At 62.1% G+C, this 16,127-nt stretch carries 16 protein-coding genes and 1 pseudogene; 6 read left to right on the top strand and 11 right to left on the bottom strand.

Annotated elements, in window-relative coordinates:
* Positions 1–47: 47 nt before the first annotated feature.
* Positions 48–614 carry an outer membrane lipoprotein LolB gene (gene lolB / locus ACYVHK_RS16050; protein ID WP_460534138.1) on the bottom strand — a complete coding sequence of 189 codons (567 nt, stop codon included), beginning with the start codon at positions 612–614 and terminating at the stop codon, positions 48–50.
* Position 615: 1 nt separating this feature from the next.
* Positions 616–2,385, bottom strand: coding sequence for a tetratricopeptide repeat protein (locus ACYVHK_RS16045; protein ID WP_460534136.1), 1,770 nt, complete (start codon positions 2,383–2,385; stop codon positions 616–618).
* An 89-nt stretch (positions 2,386–2,474) separates the two neighbouring features.
* Between ACYVHK_RS16045 and mutM the strand changes: the two genes are divergently transcribed.
* From mutM to ACYVHK_RS16025, 4 genes are all read left to right on the top strand, one after another.
* Positions 2,475–3,302: a bifunctional DNA-formamidopyrimidine glycosylase/DNA-(apurinic or apyrimidinic site) lyase gene (gene mutM / locus ACYVHK_RS16040; RefSeq protein ID WP_460534134.1), complete on the top strand. Its 828-nt coding sequence runs from the start codon at positions 2,475–2,477 to the stop codon at positions 3,300–3,302.
* 232 nt (positions 3,303–3,534) lie between these two features.
* A complete protein-coding gene (locus ACYVHK_RS16035) occupies positions 3,535–5,493 on the top strand; it encodes a dynamin family protein (RefSeq protein ID WP_460534132.1) in 1,959 nt (652 codons plus the stop codon).
* 144 nt (positions 5,494–5,637) lie between these two features.
* The gene (locus ACYVHK_RS16030; protein WP_460534130.1) at positions 5,638–5,961 is read left to right on the top strand and encodes an H-NS histone family protein; all 324 of its coding nucleotides are present in this window, start codon (positions 5,638–5,640) and stop codon (positions 5,959–5,961) included.
* A gap of 176 nt (positions 5,962–6,137) precedes the next feature.
* Positions 6,138–7,280: a VanZ family protein gene (locus ACYVHK_RS16025; protein ID WP_460534128.1), complete on the top strand. Its 1,143-nt coding sequence runs from the start codon at positions 6,138–6,140 to the stop codon at positions 7,278–7,280.
* 26 nt (positions 7,281–7,306) lie between these two features.
* On the opposite strand, the gene ACYVHK_RS16020 is transcribed toward ACYVHK_RS16025, so the two are convergent.
* The 9 genes and pseudogenes from ACYVHK_RS16020 to argB all read right to left on the bottom strand — a co-directional run bounded on the left by ACYVHK_RS16020 (position 7,307) and on the right by argB (position 14,221).
* Positions 7,307–7,906: a 6-pyruvoyl trahydropterin synthase family protein gene (locus ACYVHK_RS16020; RefSeq protein WP_460534126.1), complete on the bottom strand. Its 600-nt coding sequence runs from the start codon at positions 7,904–7,906 to the stop codon at positions 7,307–7,309.
* Between the two features lie 243 nt (positions 7,907–8,149).
* Positions 8,150–8,929: a MetQ/NlpA family ABC transporter substrate-binding protein gene (locus ACYVHK_RS16015; RefSeq protein WP_460534123.1), complete on the bottom strand. Its 780-nt coding sequence runs from the start codon at positions 8,927–8,929 to the stop codon at positions 8,150–8,152.
* A 53-nt stretch (positions 8,930–8,982) separates the two neighbouring features.
* Complete coding sequence (locus tag ACYVHK_RS16010; RefSeq protein WP_460534121.1) at positions 8,983–9,651, bottom strand: methionine ABC transporter permease; 669 nt, start codon at positions 9,649–9,651, stop codon at positions 8,983–8,985.
* The gene (locus tag ACYVHK_RS16005; RefSeq protein WP_460535439.1) at positions 9,648–9,935 is read right to left on the bottom strand and encodes an NIL domain-containing protein; all 288 of its coding nucleotides are present in this window, start codon (positions 9,933–9,935) and stop codon (positions 9,648–9,650) included. The genes ACYVHK_RS16010 and ACYVHK_RS16005 overlap by 4 nt, the downstream gene beginning before the upstream one ends.
* Positions 9,921–10,655 (bottom strand): annotated as a pseudogene (locus tag ACYVHK_RS16000) (methionine ABC transporter ATP-binding protein); the annotation flags it as partial. The gene ACYVHK_RS16005 and the pseudogene ACYVHK_RS16000, both read right to left, overlap by 15 nt.
* Before the next feature lie 126 nt (positions 10,656–10,781).
* Complete coding sequence (locus tag ACYVHK_RS15995) at positions 10,782–11,426, bottom strand: HAD family hydrolase (protein ID WP_460534119.1); 645 nt, start codon at positions 11,424–11,426, stop codon at positions 10,782–10,784.
* Positions 11,427–11,428: 2 nt separating this feature from the next.
* Positions 11,429–12,256 carry a hypothetical protein gene (locus ACYVHK_RS15990; RefSeq protein ID WP_460534117.1) on the bottom strand — a complete coding sequence of 276 codons (828 nt, stop codon included), beginning with the start codon at positions 12,254–12,256 and terminating at the stop codon, positions 11,429–11,431.
* 79 nt (positions 12,257–12,335) lie between these two features.
* Positions 12,336–12,767, bottom strand: coding sequence for a CBS domain-containing protein (locus tag ACYVHK_RS15985; protein ID WP_460534115.1), 432 nt, complete (start codon positions 12,765–12,767; stop codon positions 12,336–12,338).
* 551 nt (positions 12,768–13,318) lie between these two features.
* A complete protein-coding gene (gene argB, locus ACYVHK_RS15980) occupies positions 13,319–14,221 on the bottom strand; it encodes an acetylglutamate kinase (RefSeq protein ID WP_460534113.1) in 903 nt (300 codons plus the stop codon).
* A 116-nt stretch (positions 14,222–14,337) separates the two neighbouring features.
* Here argB and ACYVHK_RS15975 point away from each other — a divergent pair, with 116 nt between their 5' ends.
* Positions 14,338–15,021, top strand: a complete 684-nt coding sequence (locus ACYVHK_RS15975; protein ID WP_460534111.1) for a TetR/AcrR family transcriptional regulator — start codon at positions 14,338–14,340, stop codon at positions 15,019–15,021.
* A gap of 13 nt (positions 15,022–15,034) precedes the next feature.
* Entirely contained in the window at positions 15,035–16,078 is a 1,044-nt protein-coding gene (locus tag ACYVHK_RS15970; protein ID WP_460534109.1) for an efflux RND transporter periplasmic adaptor subunit, read from the top strand.
* Positions 16,079–16,127 lie beyond the last annotated feature (49 nt).

The following is a 16,127-nucleotide window of genomic DNA, read 5'->3' as shown; positions in this document are numbered from 1 at the left end:
GTGGATTTGTCCGGGGAGAGGCGCCCCGTCGATGGGGCTTGAGTCGCTTATTGTGGCGTGGACTGCTTGTTCAATTGCCAGTCATACAGGGCGATGCGTACTTCGAGATCCGGGCGGCTCAGCGTGAGCCGGTTGGGCGCGAGCTTGCCGAGGTCGAGCGGATAGCGGATCTGCCAGTTGTCCTGCTCCAGGATGCGGGCATCGGCCTCGTTACGCCAGTGGGCGGGGCGCTGTGGATCGGCCAGGCCCAGCAACCAGTAGCGCAGCCCGGCTGCCGGCAGGCGCCAGCCGAGCTCCTGCTCGCTGAGTGCCTCGATATCGTCGGCTTCCTTGCGCTTGCCGTCGCTATCGAAGAAGCGTGCACCGTCGGGGGCGAGTTCCAGCCTGGCGACCACTTGACCCAACGGGTTGCTGACGTCGACGGTGTCGAGCCGGTCCTGGTGAGCCCAGTTGAAGCGCGCGTTGTAGCCTTTGCCGGCGGCATTGACCGCCACGCGACCAGAGACGCTGTACTGGTCGGGTAGTTGCGCCGGGGCGCCGGGGGCGGGCTGCTGGGTGGCGCAGGCAGCCAGGAGCAGGCTGCCTGCCAGCAGCAGGCAGGACAGGCGGCGCATGTCAGCGGCCCGTCAGGCGTTGCATGGTTTCACTGAGGACCTCGTGATCGGGGTCGAGCTTCTTGCCCTCTTCCCAGATCTTGCGGGCCTCGCCGTGCTTGCCGGCTTGCCAGAGCACTTCGCCGTAGTGCGCGGCGATCTCCGGATCACGCAGCGTGGTAAAGGCACGGGACAGCCATTTCACGGCTTCGTCGAGGTTGCCGCGACGGTACTGCAGCCAACCCATGCTGTCGATGATGACCGGATTGTCAGGCTCCTGGCTCAAGGCCTTGCGCAGCAGGGATTCGGCTTCTTCGAACCGCTGGCTGCGATTGGCCAGCGTGTAGCCCAGGGCGTTGAGGCCGATGGGGCTGTCCGGCTTGAGCTTGAGGTACTGGCGCAGGTCGTTCTCGGCGGCGGGCAGGTTGCCTTGCTGGTCAAAAATCAGCGAGCGGTCGTACAGCAGGTCGGCGCTGTCGGCGTGCTTGATCAGGCCGGCGTCGAGCGCGGCGCGGGCCTGATCCAGTTGCTTGAGTTCGCGCCAGACCTGGGCTTCGAGCTGGATGCGGGCCACCTGGTCGGCTGGCGTGGCATTGGGCAGTCGCTGTACGGCGGCGAGTGCAGCATCACGGTTGCCAAGGCGGGCCTCGATACGGGCGATGCGCATCGTGGCGGCGGCAAGGTGCTCGCCCTCGGTGATCTGGCGGTAGTGCGCCAGGGCTGTCGGGAACTTGGACTGCTCCTCCGTCACCAGCCCCAGATAATAGTAAAGCGAGGCGGGTTTGTTGACGCCGAGCAGCAGGGCTTGCTGCAGGGCGATTTCCGCCTCGGCATAGCGATGCAGCTGGATGGCGGACAGCGCCTGGCCAATGACGTATTCGACTTCGCCCGGGTAATCCTTGGCGAGCGCGGCATAGACGCTGCGGCCTTCCTCGAAGCGCTTGGCATCGCTCAACTGGCGGGCCAGGGCGGCGCGGATATCGCGTGACTTGGGCAGGCGCTGGCTGGCGGCGAGCAGGTAGTCGGCGGAGGCGCCTGGCGAACGGGTGTCGGTCAGCGTGGCGCGGTAGAGGATGGCGGCCTCCCAGTCCGGGCGCAGCTTGACGGCCTGGTCATTGGCGGCGAGTGCAGTATCGATATCGCCGGCATTGCTGGCAGCCAGTGCGACCGACAGCGAGGCTTCCGGCAGGGCGGGATAGCGGGCTGCCAAGCGCTGGGTCAGGGCCAGTACGGCGCGCTTGTCGACCTGTGCCGGCCACAGGGTATGGACCTGCATCAGAATGCCGGGTGCGTCGCTGGGGCGTTCCGTCAGCCAGGCGTCGAGTTCCGCCTCGGCGGCCTTGAGCTGGCCGGTACGGGTCAGGACCGACAGCAGGGTCTGACGTGCCTGAATATTGTCCGGCTCCAGTTCGCGCCAGAGGCGGGTGGCCATAAGGGCGTCGTCCACCTTGCCGGCGGAGAAGCTGGTTTCCACCGCGCGCTGTGCGGCGCGTGGGTCGCGGGTCCGTCGGGCCAGTTCAAGCCAGGTATCGGCAGCCAGGACCTTCTCACCCCTGGCGGCGGCGACATCGCCCAGCAGGAAGCCGAACAACAGTTCCGGGCTCAGTGCCTGCTTGGGGTACTTCTCCTCGGCCGCAGCAGTCGCGGCATCGGCAGCCGCTGTCGCGGCGGCTTCGTCTGCGGCAGCCTGGTCGACCGGTGGAGCGGGCTGGGTGACCGGCGTGGCACAGGCGGACAGCAAGGCTGCAATCAGGAGTGCGCTGGCGGTACGGAGGGGGTATGAGGTAGGCATGCTGGTGTCCTTGTCGCCGACTCGGCGGCGTTGGCGGCCATGCTATAGTCGGCCGCTTACTTTGTATCTTAACCTTTTCGGCTCAAACCATGCCTGAATTGCCAGAAGTTGAGACTACGCGGCGCGGGATAGAGGCTGCGATGTCCGGTGCGACCCTGTCCGGGGCCATCGTGCGCGATGGACGGTTGCGCTGGCCGGTGCCGCCGGCTCTCGATGAAGTGGTCGCCGGGCGGACCGTGCTGCGTATCTGGCGACGTGCCAAGTACCTGCTGTTTGATCTGGGCCACGGGCATCTGATATTCCATCTTGGCATGTCGGGCAGTTTGCGGGTGGTGGATGCGGATTTGCCGCCTGCCAAGCATGATCATATTGATCTGTTGATTGGCGGCGGAAAGACGCCGAAGGCGCTGCGCTATCGCGACCCGCGACGTTTTGGCGCCTTGCTTTGGCAGCCAGGCGAGCTACTCGTTCACCCCTTGCTGTCGAAACTGGGGCCGGAGCCGCTGGAAGCCGACTTTACAAAGGCGTATCTGAAGACGGCCCTCAAGGCCAAGCGCGTGGCCATCAAGCTGGCCTTGATGGATAACCATATCGTGGTGGGTGTTGGCAATATTTACGCCAACGAAGCCTTGTTCCGCGCCGGGATCAAGCCGACCCGACCGGCCGACAAGCTCAGCCTTGCCGATTGCGAGCGCCTGGTACTGCATATACGAGAAACGCTGAGCGAGGCGATTGCCGCTGGCGGCAGTACTTTGCGTGATTTTGTCGATAGCGAAGGCAAGCCGGGATATTTCCAGCAGCGCTATTTTGTCTATGGCCGCGAGGAGCAGCCCTGCTTGCGTTGTGGCGAGTTGATCCGCATGACCCGGCTGGGGCAACGGGCGACTTTCTGGTGCGATCACTGCCAGCCACGCTGACGCAGCTTGTTGCTTTGTCGCTAATCTGTGCTGGCCTATTGCTGCCGGCCTTAAATGCGGCAGATTATTAGTATTTTATGATGGTTGTGGGTAATCTCCGGCGCCGAATGGTGGGGGCTTGCTGATAACCGTGCTTGCGCATAGATGCTTCGTCGTTATCTAATGACAATGCAATTTATTTCGCCAATACATGCGCCCGCAGCTTTCGCTGCCATGCGCGAAGGGAATTAGGATGTCGAACGACAATCTGGTCGCCAATTTCGAAGCGTACAGTGAATGGCGCAGCCAACTTATCCAGCGCATTGGCGAATTGCAGCGTTGGCTGTCCGAGCAGGACCTGAACGATGCGCAGACCAATATGCGCATCCAGCACCTGATCGACAAGCTGCGTGAGGACAAGCTCAATATTGCCTTTGTCGCTGAGTTCTCGCGCGGCAAGTCCGAGCTGATCAATGCGATTTTCTTTGCCGAATACAAGCAGCGTGTACTGCCCTCCTCCGCTGGCCGCACCACGATGTGTCCGACGGAGCTGCAATATGATGCAGAACGGCCCAATTGCATCCAGTTGTTGCCGATTGAAACCCGCGGTACCGATACCACGACGTCGGAATACCGTCGTTACCCCGAGGAATGGACTACCATTTCGCTCGATATCGATTCGGGCGAGGCCATGCTGGCCGCGTTCCAGCAGGTCGGACAAAAGAAGTGGGTGACGGTTGATGAAGCCAAGAAACTGGGCTTGTATGACGACCAGGATCAGGATCATCAATTGTCGGTACAAAATGGCCAGATCGAGATTCCTTGCTGGCGGCATGCGGTAATCAATTTCCCGCACCCCTTATTGAAGCAAGGCCTGGTTATTCTGGACACGCCGGGCTTGAATGCGATTGGTACCGAGCCGGAATTGACGCTCAACCTGTTGCCGAATGCGCATGCCATTCTGTTTATCCTGGCGGCGGATACCGGTGTGACCAAGACGGATATCGAAGTCTGGCGCAATCATATTGGCAAGGCGCAAGGCGGCCAGCGTGGGCGTATTGCGGTGCTGAACAAGATCGATGGCCTGTGGGATAGCCTGAAGACCGATGCGGAGATCAATGCCGAGATTGATAAGCAGGTAAAGACCAGCGCGGAATTGCTGGGTATCAAGCCGGGCCAGGTATTTCCCGTGTCGGCCCAGAAGGGCTTGGTTGCCAAGATCAATGATGATCTGCCGCTGCTGGAAAAATCGCGCATCCGCCAATTGGAAAAGGCGTTGTCCGAGGACCTGATTCCGTTCAAGCAGGAGATTGTCCGCGACAATACCCATACCGAGGTGGAAGACCTGGTATTGGCCACGCGCGGCATCCTGAATGCGCGCCGTGATGGCGTGAGCGAGCAGCTCGATGAATTGACCGCGCTGCGCGGCAAGAATCGTGATGTGATCGAGCACATGCTGGACAAGATCCAGGAAGAAAAGGTGCATTTCGAGCGCGGTATGCAACGCTTCCAGGCGCTGCGCAGCGTGTTCTCGCAACAGACCAATGTGCTGTTCGGCTATCTGGGCATGGATAACCTGAAGAACCGGATTACCAAGATCCGCATGGAGATGGATGCGTCGAGCTTCTCCTCGGGCCTGACCAGCGCCATGCAGAAGTTTTTCAAGGATATCAACGGCAATATCACGCGTTCGGCCGAACAGGTGGCGGAAATCCAGGCCATGATGGCTGGCATGTACAAGAAGTTCAGCGAGGAACATGGTCTTGGCGCCGTGACGCCGCCGCCGTTCTCGACCTTGAAATACCATAAGGAAATTGCGCGCCTGGAAAAGAGTTTCCATGAGCATTTCAATACCTTTGGTGCGATCCTGACGACTTCGCAAAACAAGATGACCAAGAAGTTTTTTGAAACTATCGCGAGTCGGGTTGTCTATGTTTACGAAGTTGCCAACCGGGATGCGGAAAACTGGCTCAAGGCGGTGATGGCACCGATGGAAACGCAGGTGCGTGAGCATCAAATGCAGCTGCGTCGCCGTCTGGAGAGTGTAAAGCGCATCCATAAGGCGACGGATACGCTGGAAGATCGTATTGAAGAATTAAGTGAAATTGATACGGTTATTCAGCAGCAATTAAGTGAACTGGATGCCAAGTTGAAAAAGGCTTATGAAGCATTGAATGCGATGATGGAACCTGTCGCACGGCATGCAGCCTGATAATTTCGACTTGCAATTCCATTGGCATATTCCTAGCATATAACAGGGTGTTGTTGCAATAACTGGTTGATTCGACCGTATGGTCGCTGCATAATAAAAGCCAAGCTTATTGACCTTGATGCACTGAATTTTGGAGAAATGAAAATGGTGGATTTGTCCGGCCTGTCCTTGCCCCAGCTATACCAGCTGCAAAAAGATCTTGAGCGCGAAATTTCCCGTCGCAAGGTTGAAGACAAGCATAAGGCTATTGCTGATCTGCAGAAGCTGGCTGCTGAGCGTGGTTTTAGCTTGTCCGAATTGCTGGGTGCAGAAGCGCAAAGCAAGCGTGGTGGCAAGCGTGGTCCGGTAGCTGCCCAGTTCAAGAATCCCGCCAATCCGGAACAGACCTGGAGCGGCCGTGGGCGCAAGCCGCAGTGGGTGGCCGACCATCTGGCCAGCGGCGGTGATATCGACAGCCTGCGCGTGTAAGCTCTAGGCTGCACCGCGATTTTGCGCGGTTCCGGTTCGTGAAAAAGGAAGCCTCGGGTTTCCTTTTTTGCTTTCTGGCGGGAGACGGGCGCCGGGCTGGCGATGCCGCACGGCCTAGGGCGATGCCGAAGCGCCTGCAGCTTGGCTTTGCCCTGATCCACCAGGTGGCGGGTCACGTGATAATCTTGCCCCCCATGCGTCTGCAATTGCCCATCTCCTACCTCGCTCGTGGTACTGCGCCGTCCTGGTTAGGGCGGCACTTCCTGCTGGCCTGGCACGCAGTGATCCTGGTGGTGAGCTGGTATCCCTTCAGCGGTTGGCGCTACACCGGTGAGCCGGTCCTGGCGTTCCTGGGCTATCCGCTGCCCTACTACCATACGCTGACCGACAACACGCTCAATGTGCTGGCCTATCTGCCGCTGGGTTATGCCTGGGCGCTGTATTTCCGCTGCCGCTGGTATGCGCCCTTGTCGGCCTTGCTGCTGGCAGGCCTGCTATCGGGGTCGGTCGAGTTCGTGCAGCAGTTCCTTCCGGATCGGGTTGCCTCCAACCTTGATCTGTTCTACAACGCGCTCGGCGGTCTGCTGGGGGCCTTGCTGGCGGGGCTGATGTCCAAGCTGCTGGTGGTGCGAGGCTGGCATGTCTGGCGGCAGCGCTGGCTGCAGGAGGGGGCGCAGGCGGACTTCGGCCTGACCCTGATGGTGCTGTGGCTGTTGGCCCAGCTCAATCCCGCCGTGCCCTTGTTCGGCGTGGTGGTGCAGCCGACCGGCATACCGCAGGCCTGGGTCTCGCCCATAGGCAACGCCATCCTGTTCCTGCGGGTGCTGGAATCCCTGGGTGTGATGCTGAGCATCACTGCGGTCAGCCTTTTGGTCGCCACCCTGCTGGCGCATCGGCGCGATGCGGTGCGCGGTATTTTCAGCTTGGTGCTGACTGCGCTGCTGGTCAAGGTGGTGTTCGCCGGCGCGCTGCTCAAGCCGGCGGAGTTCCTTGCCTGGTTCAATCTGAATGTGCTGATTGGCGGCCTCGCGGCCTGGGGCCTACTGTCCATCGCCTTACGCTTCAAACGGCGTTGGCAGGCGCTGGCGGCGCTGATCTGCGTGGTCCTGGCGCAGTGGGTCGAAGCGCTCTGGCCGCTGACGGCGCAGATGGCCAGCATGAGCCAGCTGTTCAAGTGGCGCTATGGCCATCTGCGGGATTTCGGCGGGCTCACCCAGACTTTGTCCGAGGTCTGGCCCTGGTTGGCGGGGCTCTATCTGGTCTGGTTGGTATTGCGCGACTGGCGGCGCAGCGCGCAGCCGACCATTCTGGGGCGTTGAGCGCCTGCGCGGCGGGCTTTCTGGTCTTAGCGGGGCTCGACCTGCAGCGGAATGGTCGGGTTGAGGAAGCGCTCGCCACTGAGTACCTTGTCCAGCATGGCGGGATCATGCCATTCGGCCTTGCACTGCTCGGAAAACACGACCTCGGTCAGCTTGATGTCGCCCATGCGCGGGTTATAGGCATCGGCACGGAAGCACTGCGCGTAGCCGGTTTCGGTCTCGTGCGCGATCACGGAATGCAGGACGACGTCCTGCTCACCATTGGCCATGTCGGTATTCTTGAGGATGGCGTCGATGATGACGAAGAACAGTCGCGAGAATTGCTCGGCCGACGGTGAGACCGGCATGGCAATCCAGCGCTGGGAGTAGCGCTTGGCCCAGGCGATATAGTCCGCCTCGTCCCGGTCCCAGAAGCAGATGGCATGATCGAAGGCGTCGATGACGTCGCGGATCGTGCCTTTCATCAGGCCGAAGTCGTAGACCATCTGGCCGTGATCGAGCGCATTGGCTTCGAGCAGGACTTCGACCTTGTAGCTGTGGCCGTGGATGGAGTGCCGACAGCGATCACTGCTGCAATTGCGGACGATATGGGCGTTCTCGAACTTGAACAACTTGCGGATGAGCATGGGACTACCTGGTGGCGTTTTGCAGCAATTGTGCCACCCGGGCAAAAAAAAGCCACGCGCAAGGCGTGGCCGAGTGACTACTTATGGAGTGAGACAGGTCAAACGAACCGCATCAAGCTGCGATACGGGGTACTGCGGACTACAAAGCTTGTGTTGCCATGAACCCCTGAGCCTGGTGACCAGTAGGTCATTCCGTGCTCTGACGAGCGCCAGGGTCGCCGTTTCCGCTTCGCCTATCGGCGTTTAGAACGCGGGGATGACAGCACCCTTGTATTTGTCGGCAATGAATTTCTTCACTTCCGGGGTGGTCAGCGCGGCGGCGAGCTTCTTCACGGCCGGGGCATTTTGGTTGTCAGCGCGGGTCACGAGGTAGTTGGCGTACGGCGACTGGGCATCTTCGATGAAGAGCGCGTCACGCGTGGGGACCAGCTTGGCTTCCAGGGCGTAGTTGGTGTTGATCAGGGCGAGATCGACCTGGTCCAGCACGCGCGGCAGGGTGGCGGCTTCCAGTTCCTTGAATTTCAGCTTCTTCGGGTTGCCGACAATGTCTTTAACGCTGGACAGGATGTTGCTGGCGTCCTTGAGCTTGATCACGCCGTGCTTGTCGAGCAGCACCAGGGCGCGGCCGGCGTTGGAGGCTTCGTTGGGGATGGCGACCACGGCGCCTTCCTTGAGCTCGCTGGCCTGTTTGACCTTGCGGGAGTAGGCACCGAACGGTTCGACGTGGACGGCGACGTCGGTGACCAGGGTGGTGCCGCGATTCTTGTTGAATTCGCTGAGGTAAGGCTTGGTCTGGAAGTAGTTGGCATCGACGCGTTTTTCCGCCAACTGGACGTTGGGCTGGACGTAGTCGGTGAAGACCTTGACGTCGAGTTCGACGCCTTGCTGGGCCAGCTTGGGCTTGATGAAAGCGAGAATCTCGGCGTGTGGCACGGCGGTGGCAGCGACGGTGAGCTTCTCGGCCTGGGCGGAGAGGGCGGCGAGGCCGGTAGCGACGATCAGGAGGGACTTGAGCAGAGTCATGTTGTGGCCTTTGTCTTGGTCTGGTTTGGTTGGGTAGGCGGGGAGTCGGTTTGCTATTTGCGGGTGGCGCGGCGGACCAACCAGTCGCCGAACATCTGCAGGATCTGGACGAGGGCGAGCAGGGCCAGCACGGTGATGACCATGACTTCGGTCTGGAAGCGCTGATAGCCGTAGCGGATGGCCAGGTCGCCCAGGCCGCCGCCGCCGATCACGCCAGACATGGCGGTGTAGGACACCAGGGTCACCGCGGTGACGGTGGTGGCGGCCAGGAGGCCGGGCAGGGCTTCCGGCAGCAGCGCGCGGCAGATGATCTGCCAGAGCGTGGCCCCCATGGCCTGGCTGGCCTCGATGATGCCGCGGTCGACTTCACGCAGCGCAGACTCGACCAGCCGGGCGAAGAAAGGGGCGGCACCGACGACGAGCGGCGGGATGGCGCCGGCGACGCCGATCGACGTGCCGACCAGCTTGACCGTGACCGGGATCAGTACGATCAGCAGGATGACGAAGGGCAACGAACGCAAGGCGTTGACCACGAAGGAGAGGGCTGCGTAGGCAATACGGTGCGCCAGCAGTTGGCGGGGGCCGAGCAGATAGAGCAGGACGCCCAGTGGCAAGCCCAGCAGTACGGTAAAGCCCAGTGAGACGCCCAGCATGGTGAGGGTGTCGAGGGTGGCGGTGCCGATGTCCGCCCAGTCGATCAGGCTCCAGTCGAAGTCGTTCATGCGCTGACCTCCTCGCAACGGACGCCTCGGGCTTCGAATGCGGCCTTCGCGGTCCTGCCGTCACCGTTGATGCCGACGATGAGCTGGCCATAAGGGCGGTTCTTGATGCGGCCGACGCTGCCTTGCAGGATGCTGATGGCGAGATCGTGCTGGCGGCCGATTTCGCTGATCACCGGTTCGTAGGTATTGGCATCGACGAAGGTCAGCCTCAGCAACTGGCCGCTTACCGGCCCGAGCTTGCCGGCAAGGTCGAGCGTGGCGGCGTGGCCGTCTTCGGCCACCATGTTGCGGGTGGCGTCGTGACGCGGGTGCAGGAACACTTCGGCAACCGGGCCGTGCTCGACGATGCTGCCGCCCTCGATGACGGCGACGCGATCGCAGATGGCGCGAACGACCGCCATCTCGTGGGTGATCAGGACGATGGTGAGGCCAAGTCGGGTATTGATGTCGAGCAGCAGCGCCAGGATGGACTGGGTGGTCTGTGGGTCGAGCGCCGAGGTGGCTTCATCGCACAGCAGCAGCTGTGGGTGGTTGGCGAGCGCACGGGCGATCCCGACGCGCTGCTTCTGGCCACCGGAGAGTTGGGCGGGGAACTGGGCCTGCTGCTGGGTGAGGCCAACCAGTTCCAGCAGTTCGTCGACGCGGGCGTCCATTTCAACCGGGCTGAGCTCGGCCGCGAGTTCGAGCGGGAAGCGGATATTGCCGGCGACGGTGCGGTGGGCGAGCAGGTTGAAATGCTGGAAGACCATGCCGACGCGGCGACGCAGGGCACGCAGGCCGGCGGCGTCGAGCGTGGTGATGTCCTGGCCGGCGATAATGACCTGGCCGTTGTCCGGACGCTCCAGCAGGTTGAGCGTGCGCAGCAGGGTGCTCTTGCCAGCGCCGGAACGACCGATGATGCCGAAGACTTCCCCGTTGCCGATCTCGAGATTGATGTCGTTCAGGGCGACGACGGATTTGCCGTCGACCGGGTAGGTCTTGAATAGATGGTGAAGCGCAATCACGGGGTGTCCGTTCGGTAAGTCTGATGTGCCGGATCGACGGGTGGGCCGATCGAGCGGTCGAACTTTAGCCGAACTCTATATTCCCGTTAAATACTGAAATATACAGTCAAAATAACAGAATTGAATTTATCGCAGCCAGCCCAGTTGGCGGGCCTGTCTGGGCAGGTCGAGCAGGCGGGTGAGACCGATGTCGACGCGGTCATTGCGACGGGCGTGCGGAGCGAGCCAGACGGTGCGCATGCCGAGGCGTTTGGCTGTGACCAGGTTAACGGCGGTGTCCTCGACCATGATGCAGTCGCGAGGATTCAGGCGGTAGCGGTGCAGGAGGCCGCGATAGCCGCTGAAGCGGGGCTTGGGTTGCAGGCCGGTGTGCTGGATGGCGACCAGGCCATCGAACAGATGGGCAACGCGCAGGCCGCGCAAGACGGTGATGGCGTAGGCCTCGGGCGCGTTGGTGAACAGGATTTTGCGGCCGGGCAGGCGTTGCAGCGTGGCGTGCAGGGCCTGCATGGGACGCAGTTCGCGGGCCAGGTCGGGAAACTGGTGAGTGGCATTGAGAAAGTGCTCGGGATCGATATGGCCATGCCGTTGCAGGCCGGCCAGCGTGGTGCCGTAGCGCTGCCAGTACTGCAGGCGCAGGACGTCGGCTTCGGCGGCACTGATGCCGAGGTGCTGAGCGACGTAGGCGGTCATCAAGCGGTTCATCTCCGGAAAGATGTAGGGCTCGGCGTCGTGCAGCGTGTTGTCGAGATCGAAAATCCAGGTGGGCATGGCTATTGCGCCCGGCTGGTGGGCTTGAGTGGCGGGAGCGGGTTGGCTGGCAGCGAGGCGCTGAGTGTGCCGACGTCGAACCAGCCATCGTAGAGCAGGGTGTTGTCGCGACGGGCTTCAACCAGGGTGATCTGGCCGGCGGCGATGGCCTTGGGGCTGCCCTGGACGCCCAGGATGCCGCAGCTGTCCGGCTCGGGGGATTGGCAGACCCAGGCTTCGCCGCCCGGATAGCTGATATTGAGACTCAGGGTGTGGCCGGCATCGCCAAGCAGGGAGCCCATGGGCCGTGCGCCAGTGAGCTTATTGAGCTCGGCCCGGTTGGCGTGGATGTTGCCGACCAGGGCGAGGACCAACTGCTCGGGTCGTTGCCGGGATTTGGCCAGTGATTGCGCGTAGCCGGCATCGCCGCCGTCGGCAAAGGCGAGCAGCGTGATGGCCTTGCCCTGGCTGCGCCAGCCGCGCACACGCTCTATCAGTTGCAGCATGGCCTGGCTGTTGCGACCGTCGCTCCATTTGGCGCTATCCCAATGCGGGCCGGCCAGCAGGGTGGCACGGGCCGCGGCGCTGCCGTCTGAGCGCAGGTAGGCATCGAGCCGGTTCTGCTCGGTGGGGGGGAGTTCCAGGCCCAGGATTAGCGGGCGGGATTGTTCGAGCAGCTTGCAGGCGAGGTCGCCGGCGAAGGCGGGTGCTTGTTCGGTGCCATGCAGCTCGCCCAGCAGCAGGAAGTCGGGTTGGCGCTGGAGCAGGGGTTGCAGATCGAGCGAGGGGCAATCGGTCGCGTGGGCCATGCTGGCGGTCAGCAGGGCGATGGCGGCGGTAATGAACTTCAAACTGCACTCCTGTGTGGGGCGGAGGATGGGCAAAACAAAGCCGGCGTGAGGCCGGCTGGTAGCGACGGGCCGGTACGGATCAGCCGTGGATGTAGTTTTCCAGCTGTTCGATCAGGAATTGCTGTTCGGCGATCTGTTCGCGGACAAGGTCGGTGATCGACAGTACACCCAGGACCCGTTCACCATCCATGACCGGCAGGTGGCGGAAGCGTTTCTCCGACATGATGGCCATCAGCTGGTCCACCGTCTGGCTGGGTTTGGCGAATACTACCCGCTTGGTCATGATATCGATGATGGGCGTGCCTGCCGAGGTCTTGCCCTGCAAGACCACCTTGCGGGCGTAGTCGCGCTCGGAAAAGATGCCGACCAGGTCGTCGCCCTCCATGACCAGCACGGCACCGATGTCCTTCTCGGCCATCAGTTGCAGGGCCTGATACACCGTGGCGTTCGGGGCGACGGTGAAGATGGCTTGACGGGATTTTTCCTGCAGGAGCTGACGGGCGGTTTTCATGCGACACACTCTCCATGGCTGATCGGGAACGGCACCTCTCAAACTATAAGCAGTAGCACCGGTGCACCCAAGGAACATTGTTGCTGCAGTGCGTCATGGCGTTGCTCAGTCAGTCGAGACGGCTGAACCGGCAGTTGAGCATCCGGCACAGCCGGATGCTTACTAGCAGTTGATGTTCGGGCGCGCCTTCGCTTTTATATCCGCCACCCCCTCCCGCCCTCGCCTCGGGTGAGGGAGCCTCGTTGACGCTCGTCAGTGTCTCGATTTGGTGACAGTGCATTTTTCGACGAGCGATGTGGCGCAATGTCTTGCGGGAGGCTGTTTGTGCTTTGGCGAAAGAGCTTGGTGGAAGGTGCTGCGCTTTTCCACCCTACGAGGGGCATGGTTCTAGCTTTGTTCTGTGTCGCGAACGAACGTCAGCGAGGCTCGCTCGCGGAGCGAGGGCGGGGGAGTGAGAGATAAAGAAGCGAAGGCGCGTTTCCACATCATATGAAGCAAAACGCCCGGCTCTGCCGGGCGCTGCCAATCACGTCGAGTAAACGCTGACCTAGTTAGGGTCCATCCCGCTGGATCATGGTGCCGACGCCGTGGTCGGTCAGGACTTCGAGCAGCAGGGCGTGCTTGACCCGGCCGTCAATGATGTGGACGGCGTTGACGCCGTTGACGGCGGCTTCGAGGGCGGAGCTGATCTTGGGGATCATGCCGCCGGAGATGGTGCCGTTCTCGACCAGTTGGTCGACGATCTTTGGCGTCAGGCCGGTCAGCAGCTGGCCTTGCTTGTCGAGCACGCCAGGGGTGTTGGTCATCAGGATCAGTTTTTCGGCGCCTAAGACTTCGGCCAGCTTGCCGGCAACCAGGTCGGCGTTGATGTTGAAGGCTTCGCCTTCGCTGCCGACCCCGATGGGGGCGATGACCGGGATGAAGTCGCGGGTGTCGAGCAGGGCGACGAGTTCGGGATCGATCGATTCGATTTCACCGACCTGGCCGATGTCGATCTGTTCTTCGTCGGTATCGCCGCGCAGGAACATCTTCCTGGCGCGGATCATGTGGCCGTCCTTGCCGGTCAGGCCGACGGCGCGGCCGCCGTGCTGGTTGATCAGGCTGACGATTTCCTTGTTGACCGAGCCGCCCAGGACCATCTCGACGATGTCCATGGTCTCGCTGTCGGTCACGCGCATGCCCTGGATGAATTCACCCTGCTTGCCGACCTTGGCCAGCAGGTCGTTGATCTGCGGGCCGCCACCGTGCACCACCACCGGATTCATGCCGACCAGCTTCAGCAGGACGACGTCGCGGGCGAAGCCTTCCTTGAGTTCGGGTTCGGTCATGGCGTTGCCGCCGTACTTGATCACAATGGTCTTGTTGTAGAAGCGGCGCATGTAGGGCATGGCTTCGGCCAGTACGCTGGCCTTGCTGGCGGCGATCTGGGCGGATATCGGCTCGACGGTGGGCATGGCAAATCCTTTGCGATGAATATTGCGGCGGATTTTAACGCGGTTGCCGGCTTGAAAGGGCACAGGCTGGCGCGTATAGTTTGAAAAATAAATAAACATTCATTTATTATTTGCACATGCACGCTAATCCTTCCGCCTCGATCGAATCTTCTTCCCTGCCGGACGCGGCAACGCCTGGGCGCTGGACGCGGCGCAAGGATGCGCGCCCCGGGGAGATCCTGGATGCGGCGCTGGATCTCTTTGTGGCGCGTGGCTTTGCGGCAACCAAGGTCGAGGATATCGGCCGCGCGGCTGGCGTGACGGCAGGGACCATCTATCGCTACTTCGCGGGCAAGGAGGAAATCCTCAAGGCCTTGATCCGGGAGTCCTTCGTACCGACCCTGCAGGAGGGCGAGCAACTGATCAGCCAGTACACCGGTAGCGGTGCCGACCTGATGCGCGAGGTGGTGCAGACCTGGTGGCAGATGCACGGTGCGACGCGGCTGTCGGGTATTCCCAAGCTGATGATCGCCGAGGCGAACAATTTTCCGGATTTGGCGCGCTTTCACCGTGAGGAGGTGGTCGAGCGCGGCGAGGCCTTGATCGCACGGGCCTTGCAGTACGGCATCGATCGTGGCGAGTTCCGGCCCATGCCGCTGGATATCGCGGTCAAGGTGGTGACGGCACCGGTGGTGATGGCCATGGTGTGGAAGCACACCGATGCATGCAGTACCGACGGAATCGATATCGATCGCTATCTTGAGGAAGTGATCGAGACACTGATTTATGGCCTGGGCATGCGTCCGGGAAAAAAAGCGTAGCGGAGAAGACAAGATGAACAAGACGAATCTGGCCTTGCTGGCCACGGCGGTAGCGGTGCTGTCGGCCTGCGGCAAGCAGGCTGCGCAGTATGAGGATGTGCGACCGGTGCGCACGACGGTGGTCCAGCCGGCCGGCATCGCGACCGGATCGAGCTATTCGGGTGAGGTTCGGGCTCGGCGCGAGAGTGCGCTGGGCTTCAGGTTGGCGGGGCAGGTGGTCGAGCGCTATGTGGAGGTTGGCCAGGCGGTGAAGGCGGGCCAGCCGCTGATGCGGCTCGATGCGCGCGATGTGGCGTTGCAGCAGGCGTCGGCCAAAAGCCAGTTCGACAAGGCACGGATGGATCTGGATCGTGCCAAGCAGCTGAAGTCGCAAGGTTTTGTCAGCCAGGCCAATGTGGACCAGGCGCAGGTTGCGTTCGACGCGGCCAATTCGCAGTACAAGCTCAGCAGCAACCAGGGTGGCTATACGGTGTTGAAGGCGGAGCGGGCGGGGTTGGTGACGGCGCTCAATGCGGAGGTGGGCCAGGTGGTGGCGGCCGGTACGCCGGTGGTCAAGGTGGCCGAGGATGGCGAGCGCGAGGTGGCGGTGAGCATACCCGAGTCGCGCGTGGAGGAATTGCGGACTGCCCGTGATCTGCGGGTGGTGCTGTGGGCGGCTCCCAGCAAGCAGTATGTGGCCAAGCTGCGCGAGCTGGCGCCGGACACCGACCCGGTGACACGGACCTATGCAGCGCGGATCACCGTGCAGGACCCGGATGTGCAGGTACGGCTGGGCATGACGGCCAATGTGCTGCTGCCGGGGTCGAGCGCCCGCGATGGCTTTACCCTGCCGCTGACGGCGATCTATGACCAGGATGGCCAGCCCAAGGTGTGGGTGGTGGACCCGGCGAGCAGGCGGGTCAGCGCGCGGGCGGTACAGTTGTCCGGCGCCCGCAACGACGTGGTGCTGGTGACGGCGGGGCTGAAGACCGGCGAGACGGTGGTCACGGCCGGGGCGCACCTGTTGCATGCCAATCAGGCGGTACGCCTGGCGGGTAGCCTGCTCGACCGCCCCTAGGAACGCTTTGCAACAGGCAGATATCTGCCATGGCACCTCTGCGCCAGGC

The organism is Chitinimonas naiadis (assembly GCF_054780835.1).
This window is presented reverse-complemented; position numbering and strand designations above follow the sequence as displayed.